Origin of the sequence: Natronomonas sp. (assembly GCF_046710025.1) — an archaeon.
Lineage (GTDB): Archaea > Halobacteriota > Halobacteria > Halobacteriales > Haloarculaceae > Natronomonas.
Genome location: NZ_JBKEGK010000005.1, coordinates 16,808 through 29,176, shown reverse-complemented (window position 1 = coordinate 29,176; position 12,369 = coordinate 16,808). Strand labels below are relative to the sequence as shown.

Sequence of the window (12,369 nt, the reverse complement as noted above, 5' to 3'; positions counted from 1 at the left end):
GTTCGCCGACGAGCAGATCCGTCCCGAGGCGATGGCTCACGACGCGACCGGCGAGTTCCCGATCGAAATCCTCCGCGAGGCCCAAGCGGCCGGCCTCGCAGGACGGTACTTTTCAGAGACGTACGGCGGAGCCGGGTGGACACTCGAAGACCGACTCGCCATCATCGAGGAGTGGTTCCGAGCCGACGGGGGAATCGGGCTCGCGCTTCAGTTAGCCGACTTCGGCGCCAAGGTCGTCGCTCTGCACGGCACCGACGAACAGCGATCTGAATGGCTCCCGCCGGTCGCCGAGGAGAACTTGATCACCGGACTCGCCGCGACGGAGCCACGCGGTGGCTCCGACCTCGCCCGGATGGGGACGACGGCACGGCGAGAGGGCGACGAGTACGTTCTCGACGGCGAAAAATACTGGACGAGCAACGGCGTCGTCGCCGACTGGATCGTCGTCTACGCCCAGACCGACGACGACGGCGGCCACGGCGCGTACTCGCTGTTCGTCGTGCCGACGGACAGCCCAGGCTACGAGGCCGAGTCCATCGACGACAAGATGGGCCTGCGAGCCAGCCAGCAAGCCCGCATCGAACTCGACGGGGTTCGGGTTCCGGCGTCGAACCTGCTCGGCGAGCCGAACCGAGGGTTCTACCAGATCGCGGAGTTCTTCAATTACGGCCGGATCGTGGTCGCGGGCCACGGGATCGGGCTGGCCGCGGCCGCGATCGAGACAGCGTGGGAGTATGTTCACGATCGGGAGCTGTACGACGAGGTGGTCGCGGACAAACAGACAGTCCGTCACGAACTGATTGAAATGCGCGAGCGGTTCGAAGCCGCCCGGGCGTTGACCTGGAGGGCGTGTCGACACGTCGCTGCCGGCGAGAACCCGGCGTTTTGGGCTAGCCTCGCCAAGAGCCGGGCTACCGAAGCCGCTGAAGCGATCGCTCAGGACGCTGCACAGCTTCACGGTGGCGAGAGCCTCCGGAAAGAAAACCGGATCAACAAGATTCTCCGGGACAGTTCGTATCCGAGCGTGTACGAGGGGGCGAACGCCGTCCAGCGCGACATTGCCTACGGGCACTGGCCCGACGAGAACTGAGAGCCGGCGTAGACGGCGGTGATCGCGCTCGGGCCTCCAAGCGGTCCATTCATCTGCCGCTCGTCGTAACTGAAAGCCGATGCCCTCCACCGGACGACTCCTGCCATCCCGGAACAGTCGGCAGGCGGAGCTACTCAGTATCACTATAATAAACTCGATTCCGATCATCGGCGTCGTCGCGCTCGGGTGGAACGCCGCCGCGCTGGTGCTTCTGTACTGGCTCGAACTCGGGATCGACTCCTTGTGGGCGCTTGTTCGGGCGCTGTTTGCCGGCCGGCCACCGGATCTGGACTCGGGCGGTCTTCTTATCGGCCCGCTGGCGGCCCGACAGCCCGCGATCTCTATTCCATGGACCGGCTTGCGAATGTATCTCACGACGCTCATCACTCTTCCCATCACGGCTGCGATTCTGTTCGTCGCCCTGTCGATCGGTGCAGCCGTCGCGGTCGCCCCGCTCGGCACGCCGCCGGACGACGTGCTCGCGAGCGTGCTGCTCGCGGCGGCCGGGGTATTCTGTACGACCGGGGCGGCGACGCTATGGGAGTACTTCTATCAAGGCAAGTACCGGAGGCACAACTCCCAGACGGCGATCACCGGCGTTTTTATCAGAATCGCGACGGCGTTTATTGCGGTGATGTTCACGATCGGGATGATCGCGGCGGCAAGCGCGGAGTCGCCCGACGCGGAGCTCGGCACGCTCGATCCCGCCGCGGTCGGGCCGCCGATACTGATCGTGATCGTCTGTCTCAAGTTCGGCTCCGACCTTCTCGGTGTCTACAGCGACCGGCTCACCGTCTATTTTCAATCGTTCGACCGCGAGTACGGGTGGGGGGAGCCGCCGTCCGAACCGACGGCCATCGAGCGATCGCTCCCGGAGGCATCCCGGCGGGTCCGCCCGACGCGCTGGGGCCGGATACTCGGTGGCCTACTCCGGCTTCCGCATCATCCAGGTGCGTTGTACCTCGGCGGCATGGGGCTGTCCGTCGCGGCACTGTTCGCTATCGGCACGCTCTGGAGCACGGTCACTTTGATCGTCGCCGCGAGTACTGTGGGTCCGGTGTTGCTGGTGAGTCTGGATCACCTGTTCCGGTATGGGGCGGTCGAATACCGGGTCGCCCCCGATCGGGGCGCCATTGTCGCCTACGACCGGCTGTTTGAGACGGCGCTGTGGCGCGTTGAAGCATGGGATGAGAGTAACCTCCACGTTGAGCGAACGCCCGTCGACGCGCTGCTCGGCACGGAGACCGTCACGATCGAACTGTCCGACGACGAGTACATTCTGCCACACCTGTCGGATGTCGAGCCGGTACTGGCGGTGTTCGATCGACGACCCGAGCGGTCTCGACAGTTCGTTCCCGGCCGCAGTAGCCTGCTCGACTGATATCGAGATAAAAAAGTCCGGCAGATCAGACTTATTTGAACGGGGCAACAGCCTCACGACAGGTGGGGCAGTTGGACCGGTGGCCGGAGTTACCGCCATCTGTCTCGTAGTCGATGAGCACGTATACTCAACGAAGATTGCGCTCACAGTCGGGGCACGCGCCGAGGATCGTGCCAGGGTCTCTCATCCACCGATAGGTGCGGCTGTCAGCGGAGTAACTCGGTCGTCGCTCACCTGTGGATTCCGGGAAGAATCGTACTGCGTTGGGATTACCAGAAACGCATCTGGCCAGATGCTCAAGCAGTAGATCGAACGCACGAAACGCTCTTATTGGGTCTTACGACGTTTACCATCGGGGGCAATTCGTTCCAGAGTCCTCGATTCTCGTGATCACTCAGCTGCTGAGTTATCAGAAAAAGTGCTCATCCCCACGGATGGGCGAAAAATAAAGACGTGTATAAATTTTAGGCCAGCCAAAAAATCGGCGGTTTTATGTATTTTTAGGCTGTCCTAAAACCTATGCGAGAGACACGAAGAAACTGGCTCAGGGGAACGAGTGCGGCACTAGTCGGCGTCGCCCTCGCGGGTTGTAACGAGACTCTTGGCGATGACGAGGAGACCGCTCAACTGAATCCGACGGAAGCCGCAGTCGTTGCGGAGTGGAACGCGATCCGAACCCGTCTGCGCGACCCGGTGATCCTCGGCCACGCTGCGGAGTTCGCCGCCGGCGCGTCGGTGGCGGGAAATATCTTCGAACGGTTTGAGACTGCCTCCGGTGAGCACAACGCCCACGAGATGCTCGAAGAGACGAGCGAGGAGGGCTATGAGGGATTTGAAGACGAATTAGGGAACCTCCGCGCGGCCCTCGAAAGCGAGGATCTGGAGGGCGCACATAGTGCGATGCATACCGCGGATGAGCATCTTAGAGACGCACAGGGCGCGCTCGCCGGATCGGATGCGGTGAAACCACTCAACGTGCTCGTGATGGGTGCTCACGTGATGGACGCGGCACTGCTCGTAGCGGTCGGTGATTTCACCGACGCATCCATGGAGTTTTCTCACATCGCCGACCGTTTCGAGGAAAGTGGCCTGCGTGAGGTACTGTCCGGGGCCGACGCTGAGGCCGCTGATACGTTCGCTAACGCCCTCGATAACGCGGCTACGGCCGCCGAAAACGAAGACGCCGAGACCGCTACCGCGCAAGCAGAGGCGGTCTTCGACGCTGCCACAAGTGGCGGCTATGAACTCTTGCCTGAGACAGTCGCCGGGGCCGGACACGTCGCCGCCATGCAGGGGCGTGGGTGGGACACGGCCGCGCTGGCCAGCCTCGGTGGTCCCGCCACCACCTTCGCACACGCGGCCACCCTGGCCAGCTACCGGGCGCGGGTCCATGACGCGGCCTGGCTCTACGAGCACGGGCAGTCCGACGCAGCGGCCCAGCGCGTTGAGAACGTCTTCGCCCACTTTGAGGGCGCCCGTGTACACGAGGCGCTCGAAGACGCCAACGAGGACGCCTACCACAGGTTCGAGGACGACGGACTGAGTGCGCTCTCAAGAGCCATCGAGAACGACAATCCAGAGGACGTTACCGCCGTGGTCGAGATCATCGACGGGGCACTAGTCGACGGTATCGAGGCGCTGGGAAGCGGTGTCGAACCGGCGTTACTTGAATCGGGCTATTTCAAAGCTCGCGTGGAGGACGCCCTGGAACGGTACCGGTTGGGGGAGCCGACTGTGGCTGCCGAAACCGTTCGTGGGTTGTTCGAGACCTTCGAGGGAAACGAGGCCGATTTCCACGAACGGTTAGAGGAGACCGATAGATCCCTCTATGAGACCTTCGAGGAGGAACACCTCGACGGACTGATCACAGCGTTTGAGACGGGTGACGACGCGGCCATCGACGAGCATGTGTCTGGCATCCAAGAGACCCTGCTCTCTTTCGAGACGGCCGCCGGGTCAGTTGCACAGGTCAGCGCCGTCGAGAGTGGCTATATGACTGCCCGGGTCTTCGATGCCGGCGTCCTCGATACCGTCGGCGAGAGCGAGCGTGCCGCCTCGGTGGTCCAGGCAGCCTTCCAGCACTTCGAGGGAGGTGCGGGCGGCTTCCACGAGGCGCTCGAAGAGGCCGATCATGACCGCTATGAGTCCTTCGAGGCCGCTCTCGACAGTGCAGCGAGCGCTGCCCGACAGGGCGGAAACGTCAGCGAACAGGCCCGGGCGTTTGGTGACGAAGCCGTCGCGGCGACCTACACAGTAGTGGCTTCGGCTGGCGGGTCGTTCAGCGCGGAAGCAACAGCCGTCATGCAAGAGACGTTCGCCCACTTCGAAGAGGCCCACGTCCACGAACTGCTCAAAGAATCCGACAGCGAGGCCTACGAAGGATTCGAGGCGGCGCTGGATGAGTATATCGGGGTGCTTGATTCGGGGAACGGGGTTGAAACCGCCGCTGAACAGTTCGCGACCGCCTCGTCGCGTGCGCAGTTCGCCGTCGCGGGTGCCCCAGACGCGGCCCCGGTAGATGAGACTGAGACGGGCGACGGTGGTGAAGAAGAGTCCAACTTCGAAGGCGGTCCGAACGTCGTTGAGGGTGTCCCTAACGACATCGACCACGTCGTCGATATGCAGGCCGTCGTCTTCGAGCCGGAGGAACTGACGGTCCAGCAGGGCGATACGGTCGCGTGGACGCACGTCGCCGGGGAACCGCACAATGTGGTTGCATACGAGGACGGGATTCCGGAGGACGCAGAGTACTGGGCCTCCGGCGGGTTCGGGAGCGAGGAGGCCGCCCGCGAGGGCTGGAAAGAGAGCAAGGGTGCCGTCCGATCCGGCCAATCGTACGTCCACACGTTCGAGACAACGGGAACACACGAGTACCTATGTGTTCCTCACGAAGCCGCCGGGATGGTCGGCTCCGTGAGTGTAGAGAAGCCATAGGATGGCGTCCACGAGATACTGTATACCACCGAGCAAACGTGGGGCGTCCGCTCGGTCGGTGAATCTGCTCTGACGAACGAGGGTAACGCACAGCTATGATTGGAATGACGCTCATCGAGATCAGAGAACACATCGACGACCTCGCGACCGAAGACGGCCAGTACTATGTCGTCTGTGGCCGCACAGGCGACCGACCGGTGCCTGCAGCCGACAACCGATTCCCCGACCGGTCGACCGCGAGAGCCGCCGCTCGCGCCACCGAGCAGTACCGCTCGGCGTTACGACGTTACGACCCGCAGGTCCCCTACTACGAACTGATCGTCTGTGAGGAGACGGCCCGAGACGCGACGGGAGCACAACCACTGGAGTCAGCGACTGAGACACCGCAGTTGCGTCTTTCCAAGCCCGTCCGCATCGACAGCAGTACGGCTGAGCGACGTGACCGCATCGAGTTCTGCCACCGCGTCGTTGGTGCCGTATTCGAGACGCTCTCTAAAGCCGGTCACGACGAAGTCGAAAGAGCCGCCATGGACTCGTACTTCGAGCTTGCAGAGACCCTCAGCGGCCCCGACGAACTCTGTATATGTCTGCTCGAAAGCATGGCCGTTGAACTCGACGAGCGCCTGTCGCCCGCCGACCAAGCTGAGACCCTCAGCAACGCCGTAGCCCGACTGGAGCCGGTTGCCGACTCGAACAATCCGCTTGAGGCGACACTTACGTCACTTGAGCAGTGGGGACTCATCACTGGTTACACGCGCTCGCCGTGGTCGGTCAATCTTGATGATGGCGCACGCTCCGTCGTCGTGCGTATTTCCGGATACGCGCTCCCGGCACGGAACAACCGACTCCCCGTGCTGCCACTGACACTCGAACTCTGCCGGCATCAGACAAAGCGGCTCCCACAGTTCGTTCGGGTGACCGCCATCGACGGCGGCTGGCAACTCAGGTTCGTCCTCACCGACACGGTCGGTCAAGATGGATTGGTGAACGCCCCAATCGGCGGGGAGGCCTAAGATGGCTGGCGACACCTACATTGAGCGAGCTCAAGCGCGCGTTCGAGCCGAACAGGAAGCGATCGACGCGAAGCTGGACGCCTACGAGACGTTCATCAGTCGGGTAAGGAATGTGCAGGCCGATCAGACACCGTCATCGGCGGCTGGTATCACACCGGCCACTGGAGGCACTCACCTCTCTACAGATGCGACCGGTACTGATCGCTGTCGGACCGTACAGACGGCATTCGCCGAGACGATCCGGCCCCATAGCGTCGCTGACACCGACGGGTCCGAGTCGCTCCTCGAAACGATTCGCGAGGAGTTCACCGATGCCGTTGCGGTGGCACTCGCGCCGACGACGGAGACCTCGTTTACCCCTGAACTCAAACAGATGGTGCTTGCCGAAGCACGGTCTCGGTCGTCGGAGGCTGCGGCGTTACAAAAAGCGCTCAATCGGGAAGGCGCACAGCTTGCGAATGCGGCGACAGCGGTCGACATCATTACCGCTTGGATCGTCGAGGCGAACGAGACGCCGTTGATTGACCTCGGTTTCGACGCGCTGAAACAGCGACACGAGACACTTGCCAGCCATCGCGACTGCTGTGAGGACGTTGCCCGTGGCCGGCAAGCGTTCCTCCGGAGGACGACGAACCAGGGCATCGACACCGGCGTGCGACATCAAAGCCTCATGCCGTATCTGTACCAGGATTTCCCGGTTGACCATCCAGTGCTGGCGACAGTCGCGAAGCTCAATAAAACGTGCCAAGAGCGCCAGCGGGCCGTGCGAGATCATCTGGTCCGGAGGGTCTGACCGATGGGCAAGGGTCCCCGTCGACGACGAGCGAGGGCATGGGCATGGGTGTGTCTCGTACTCTTTGGCGACGGTGACGAAGCGATGAACGCCGAGGCGGAGTCGACTGAGCAAGCCGGTGGGCCAGAGCCTGAGACATCTGGCGGGCCTGAAACGTGATGAACGGGGCGGACTAGTATCTGCTTGCTGCGTATATCGAATCACAACGTAGCGAAACACCAGCGTCGTCTTGATCCTGAGGCAGTTCACTTGTGCGGGTCGACAACCCCGTGACAGTCGGGGCACGCGCTGAGGATCGTGTCGGGGCTCTCATGTGCCAGTAGGTGCGGCTGTTAGCGGAATCAATTGGTCGCATGATACTAAATCTTTGTCAGCCAAGCGGTAGGCCGACACGTAAATTATGACTGAATAGTGCTACCAGCGGGAGGGAAATGGGGCGTGTGAGGACTCATCGCTCCCTGCCCACCGATGATAATGTGAGGCAAATAGATACGGGATCCGTTTGCGTATAGTGGTCATTGGAGTGAAACGGTGACCGCTGGATTTATATTGCTAATATGTATTTTGTATGGTATGTACGATCTGACCGGGTTTCAGCGAGACCTACTGTATGTAGTTGCTGGGTTAGGCGAGCCCCACGGCCTCGCGATCAAGGATGAACTCGAGGACTACTACGAGTCAGAGATCCATCACGGGCGTCTCTACCCGAACCTCGATACGCTCGTCGAGAAGGGGCTCGTCGAGAAAGGCGAACGGGACAAACGGACGAATTTCTACACGGCGACGCGGCGCGGCCAGCGTGAGATCGACGCCCGACGCGAGTGGGAACACCAGTACGTCGACACAGCGGACGCCGAGTAGTCAGCGGTTTGGCTCGCACGGTATCTGTACTGCTCGGCGCTTCGGTGGAGTGCGTCTCGTCGTTCGTCGAAAACAGCGAGTTTACCACGGTGGTTCGACGCACCTACATCGTTCAGGACGGTGCCAACGGTGGCTGAATTTTGCGCTCCGAATTCCGTAGTCCGAATCTCGCACTCCGGGGTCACAGAACCCGGGGACCGGGCGGTATCGCCCTCGATTAGTGCACCCGTCTCCCAAACGATTATATCGGTTGGCCATAACATTAAAATAGTTGATGCCGAGCGAGAACGCCACGATCTTGGCCGTCGATGACGAACGAGGGCTCGTCGATATATACCGAACGTGGTTCGGTGATAAATACGATGTCCGGACCGCGTTCGGTGGCCGGGAAGCACTCTCGGCGTTCGACGATTCGGTCGACCTCGTGGTGCTTGACCGGCGGATGCCCGGTCTTTCGGGCGACGAGGTGCTCGAGACACTTCGGGAGGATGGCCACGACTGTCCGGTCGTGATGGTGACGGCGGTCGAACCCGACGAGGGAATGGTCGAACTCCCCTTCGACGAGTACGTCGTCAAACCGATCGACAGGGAAGAACTCCTCGACACCGTCGAACAGGCGTTGGTGCAGGCCTCCGACGAAACCGCGAGCGATGTCCTTGACGCGCTCGGCGATGAGAAAGCCCGCCGCTGCTGTGACATTCTCAACGGCGAACCGAGAAGCGCACGCGAGGTCGCCAACCTCACCGGCTACTCGCTGCCGACCGTCTACCGACGGCTCAACACGCTCCGGCAGGCAGGTCTCATCGAGAGTCAGACGCAGATCGACCCCGGCGGCGACCACTACGAGGCGTTCACCACGGTCGCGGAGCGCGTCACGGTTGACCTCGATGGATTCACCGTCGAGCGCGAACTGTCTACCGAACGACGGGCCTGACCGTTCGCAACGCGGACGGTCCTTTTCCGCTCGGCCGGCTATCCGCTATCGGGTAGAGTATTGTGTACTTTGGACACTACTTATGAGCTCATCCGGTGGGAAAATATAGATACAACCAGCGACCGGTCGAGCGTTTTCGCCGGTTAGGTGGCCGTTTGTTTATAAACTCTGGAGGCAGGTATAAAAATAGAGGGCCGATACGCTTCCGGCGATCGACCGCGTCGAGCAACACGAATAAACCCGCTGAACCACTACTCCGAGTAGTGAAACGCCGCCACCTGCTCTCCGCATGCATGCTTCTCGTGGCTGTCGGACTTACCGCTCTGGCCGCCCCGGCGCTCGCAGATGTCCCCGACGCACGACTGGTGGTTTCGGACGTGACCGTCACGCCCGAGGCTCCCGAACCGGGCAACACGACGACCGTCGAGTTCACGGTCGAGAACTCCGGCGGAAGTGCGACCGCCGTCGCCGTCGATCGGGTCGCTCTCCGGGACCGAGACCGCTACGGGGCCGTCCACGCCGAGGCCGACGACATCGGATCGCTGTCGGTCGGCGACAGCGTGACGCTCGAACTCGCGACCGCCTTCTCCGACCCCGGCGTCGAGGAACTCGAACTCGTCGTCGAGACCGAAACCGAGGCCGACGAGGACGTCACCGTGGTTCGCCCCGTGACGATCGTCGTCGGCGGAGTCGACGCTGCCGGCGTTGAGGATGACGTCCAAGTTGACGCTCGGACAGTCCTTCCCTCCGAACTAGAGGAGGATGAAAATCTCAACGTCGATCTGGGCGCTGACACCGGCGGGCTGTTGGGTGACGGGGGTGACGACGAGAGCGAGCCGGAGCTTCGGACGCCGCTCGTCCGCGTCGAGGTGACGAACTTCGGCGAGGGCACCGCCCGGCGGGTGGCCGTCAGGCCCTCAAGCGCTGAGGAGACGCTCGCCCGCATAGCGGTCGCCGATGTCGCCCCCGGCGAATCCGAGACCGTTCTCTTCGACGCCGGCGACTTCGAGGACCCGACGACGATCGAGTTTGAGGCGGCCTACGATATCGGCTCCCGCCGAAACACCAGTACGACGACGCTCGAGTACCGCCCGAACCGCGGCGAAATCACCGTCACCGACGTCGATATGGCCGTCCGAAACGGGACCGTGACGGTGACCGGCCACGCCGCGAACGTCGGGTTGGGCGAGGTCAACAGCGCGGTCGTCTCGCTCGGCGAAACCGAACACGTCGAGCCGACCTATCCGGCCCGGGAGTACTTCGTCGGGACGGTCCCCGAGAGCCAGTTTGTCAGGTTCGACGTGACCGCCGACGTCGACCATGCGAACGCTACGACGGTTCCCGTGACCGTCAGGTACCTCGCCGACGGCGACCCCTACGAGCGGACCGTCGAGTTGGAGTACGACGCCCGAGTCGAGTCTGACGACGGCGACGACGGTTCGAGCATCCCGCTATCGCTCGTCGGCGCAATCGCCGGGTCGGCGACGATCGGCTTCGGGGCGGCACTCGGCTGGAGGCGGCTCCGTGACCGCGATTGAGCTGACCGACGTGACCCGCCGGTACGACGGGGGCGGCGAGACCGTCGTTGCGCTCGATTCGGTGTCGATCGCCGTCGATGGCGGGTCGCTCGTCGCGATTATGGGCCCGAGCGGTAGCGGCAAGTCGACGCTTCTGAACGTCGTCGGCCTGCTCGACTCGCCGGACGAGGGGCGGGTTCGCGTCGACGACGAGGACGTCACCGACATCTCCATCGACGAGCGCACGCGGCTCCGGAAGGGAACGATCGGATTCGTCTTCCAGGACTTCCATCTCATCCCGACGCTGTCGGCGCTTGAGAACGTTGTCATGCCCACGATCTTCGACCCGGACCCGAAACGCGACCGCGCCGCCGAACTGCTCGAACGCGTCGGGTTGGGTGATCGGCTTGATCACCTGCCGGACGAACTCAGCGGCGGGCAAAAACAGCGCGTCGCCATCGCCCGCTCGCTGGTCAACGATCCCTCGATCGTGCTGGCTGACGAGCCGACCGGCAACCTAGATCTCGACACCGGCGAGCGAATCCTCTCGGAACTGACGGCTATCACCGACGCGGGCGTCAGTGTCATCGCCGTCACCCACGACCCCGAGGTCGCCGAGTACGCTGACCGGACAATCGAGTTGCGCGACGGGGTGGTCGTCAGATGACAGAGGTTGAGGACGCGCTGGGAGGCGAGGGCAGGGAGGTAGCCAGATGACCCGGCTGCCGGCGCTGTTCGTCGCCCGCCGGAACCTCTCGCGGAACCGACTCCAGTCGGCGCTGGCGGCGCTCGGCATCCTCGTCGGCGTCGTAGCGATCGCCTCCCTCGGCATCTTCGGGAACGTCCTCGCGATCGGGGCCGATGACGCGTTGGGCGACATCGGCACGCAGGTGATCGTCACACCGAACGCCGACGCCGGCGTCCAGTCGATCGACGATCGGACCGTCACGGAGATCCAACGCGTCACGACAGGGGGACGCGCCGTCCCTCTCAAGACCGACGGCGGCCTGGTCACGCGCGGTGGCGAATCGGCGGCGGCGACGATCTACGGGATACGGGATCCCGGCTCATTGTACACGGCGGCCGACGGAGAACTCCCCGTACCGCACAGACAGGGTGCGATCCTCGGAGCTGACCTCGCCGACTCCCTCGACGCGCAGGTCGGGGATAACATCGACATCACCGGCGACACATACCGTGTGATCGCCGTCCTTGAACCGGTCGAGTCGTTCACGCCGGTCTCGCCGAACGACGCGGTCATGCTGCCGGAGGGGGCGGTCGCCGGTGACGGCTACCAGCAGGTGGTCATCGAGACCGAAACCGGCGCGGCCGCGACGGCGAGCGCCAACGCCATCAAGTCGAGCATCAATGCCCGCGAGGACATCGTCGAGGTCTTCGAACTCTCCTCGATCCTCGATGAGATAAACCAGTTCTTCTCGCTCCTGTCGGCGTTCCTACTCGGGTTGGGCGGCATCTCGCTGTTCGTCGCTGGGGTGAGCATCCTGAACGTAATGCTGATGAGCACCGTCGAGCGTCGTCAAGAGATCGGCGTCCTTCGGGCGGTCGGCGTGAGCAGGCGGGCGGTTCTGCGGACGATCCTCTTCGAGGCGACGCTCCTCGGACTCGGTGGCGCCGCCGCCGGCGTGCTCGTGACCATCGCGCTCGTCGCGGGACTGTACGTCGCGACGCCCGTGGAACTGTGGATCGTTCTCGACCCCACCAACGGCCTGTACTTGCTCGGCGCGTTCGCCTTCGGCGTCCTGATAAGCGTCCTCAGCGGCCTCTACCCAGCCTGGAAGGCGGCCAACGAGCATCCCGTCGACGCGCTCCGTGGCTGACCACATCG

General features: G+C 63.1%; 10 protein-coding genes. All 10 read left to right on the top strand.

Features of this window, described 5'->3' with window-relative positions; all coding sequences use genetic code 11:
* On the top strand, window positions 1–1,090 hold a 1,090-nt coding region (locus ACI944_RS00860; protein ID WP_411717172.1), incomplete at its 5' end, for an acyl-CoA dehydrogenase family protein.
* Window positions 1,091–1,169: 79 nt separating this feature from the next.
* Window positions 1,170–2,471 (top strand): DUF6498-containing protein, encoded by a 1,302-nt coding sequence (locus ACI944_RS00855; protein WP_411717171.1) that lies wholly within the window; start codon window positions 1,170–1,172, stop codon window positions 2,469–2,471.
* A 519-nt stretch (window positions 2,472–2,990) separates the two neighbouring features.
* Window positions 2,991–5,405, top strand: coding sequence for a DUF5059 domain-containing protein (locus ACI944_RS00850; RefSeq protein ID WP_411717170.1), 2,415 nt, complete (start codon window positions 2,991–2,993; stop codon window positions 5,403–5,405).
* A 95-nt stretch (window positions 5,406–5,500) separates the two neighbouring features.
* Entirely contained in the window at window positions 5,501–6,418 is a 918-nt protein-coding gene (locus ACI944_RS00845) for a hypothetical protein (RefSeq protein WP_411717169.1), read from the top strand.
* A gap of 1 nt (window position 6,419) precedes the next feature.
* Complete coding sequence (locus ACI944_RS00840; RefSeq protein ID WP_411717168.1) at window positions 6,420–7,211, top strand: hypothetical protein; 792 nt, start codon at window positions 6,420–6,422, stop codon at window positions 7,209–7,211.
* A 573-nt stretch (window positions 7,212–7,784) separates the two neighbouring features.
* Window positions 7,785–8,072, top strand: a complete 288-nt coding sequence (locus ACI944_RS00835) for a PadR family transcriptional regulator (RefSeq protein WP_411717167.1) — start codon at window positions 7,785–7,787, stop codon at window positions 8,070–8,072.
* Between the two features lie 274 nt (window positions 8,073–8,346).
* Window positions 8,347–9,006 (top strand): response regulator, encoded by a 660-nt coding sequence (locus ACI944_RS00830; protein WP_411717166.1) that lies wholly within the window; start codon window positions 8,347–8,349, stop codon window positions 9,004–9,006.
* Window positions 9,007–9,269: 263 nt separating this feature from the next.
* On the top strand, window positions 9,270–10,544 hold the full coding sequence (locus ACI944_RS00825; RefSeq protein WP_411717165.1) for a CARDB domain-containing protein: 1,275 nt from the start codon (window positions 9,270–9,272) through the stop codon (window positions 10,542–10,544).
* Complete coding sequence (locus ACI944_RS00820; protein WP_411717164.1) at window positions 10,531–11,190, top strand: ABC transporter ATP-binding protein; 660 nt, start codon at window positions 10,531–10,533, stop codon at window positions 11,188–11,190. The genes ACI944_RS00825 and ACI944_RS00820 overlap by 14 nt, the downstream gene beginning before the upstream one ends.
* Window positions 11,191–11,236: 46 nt before the next feature.
* On the top strand, window positions 11,237–12,361 hold the full coding sequence (locus ACI944_RS00815) for an ABC transporter permease (protein ID WP_411717163.1): 1,125 nt from the start codon (window positions 11,237–11,239) through the stop codon (window positions 12,359–12,361).
* Window positions 12,362–12,369: the final 8 nt, after the last annotated feature.

Bases quoted from the DNA above. Each gene is read 5' to 3' on its own strand.
- ACI944_RS00855 (WP_411717171.1), top strand. From the start codon at position 1,170: ATGCCCTCCACCGGACGACTCCTGCCATCCCGGAACAGTCGGCAGGCG.
- ACI944_RS00850 (WP_411717170.1), top strand. From the start codon at position 2,991: ATGCGAGAGACACGAAGAAACTGGCTCAGGGGAACGAGTGCGGCACTA.
- ACI944_RS00845 (WP_411717169.1), top strand. From the start codon at position 5,501: ATGATTGGAATGACGCTCATCGAGATCAGAGAACACATCGACGACCTC.
- ACI944_RS00840 (WP_411717168.1), top strand. From the start codon at position 6,420: ATGGCTGGCGACACCTACATTGAGCGAGCTCAAGCGCGCGTTCGAGCC.
- ACI944_RS00835 (WP_411717167.1), top strand. From the start codon at position 7,785: ATGTACGATCTGACCGGGTTTCAGCGAGACCTACTGTATGTAGTTGCT.
- ACI944_RS00830 (WP_411717166.1), top strand. From the start codon at position 8,347: ATGCCGAGCGAGAACGCCACGATCTTGGCCGTCGATGACGAACGAGGG.
- ACI944_RS00815 (WP_411717163.1), top strand. From the start codon at position 11,237: ATGACCCGGCTGCCGGCGCTGTTCGTCGCCCGCCGGAACCTCTCGCGG.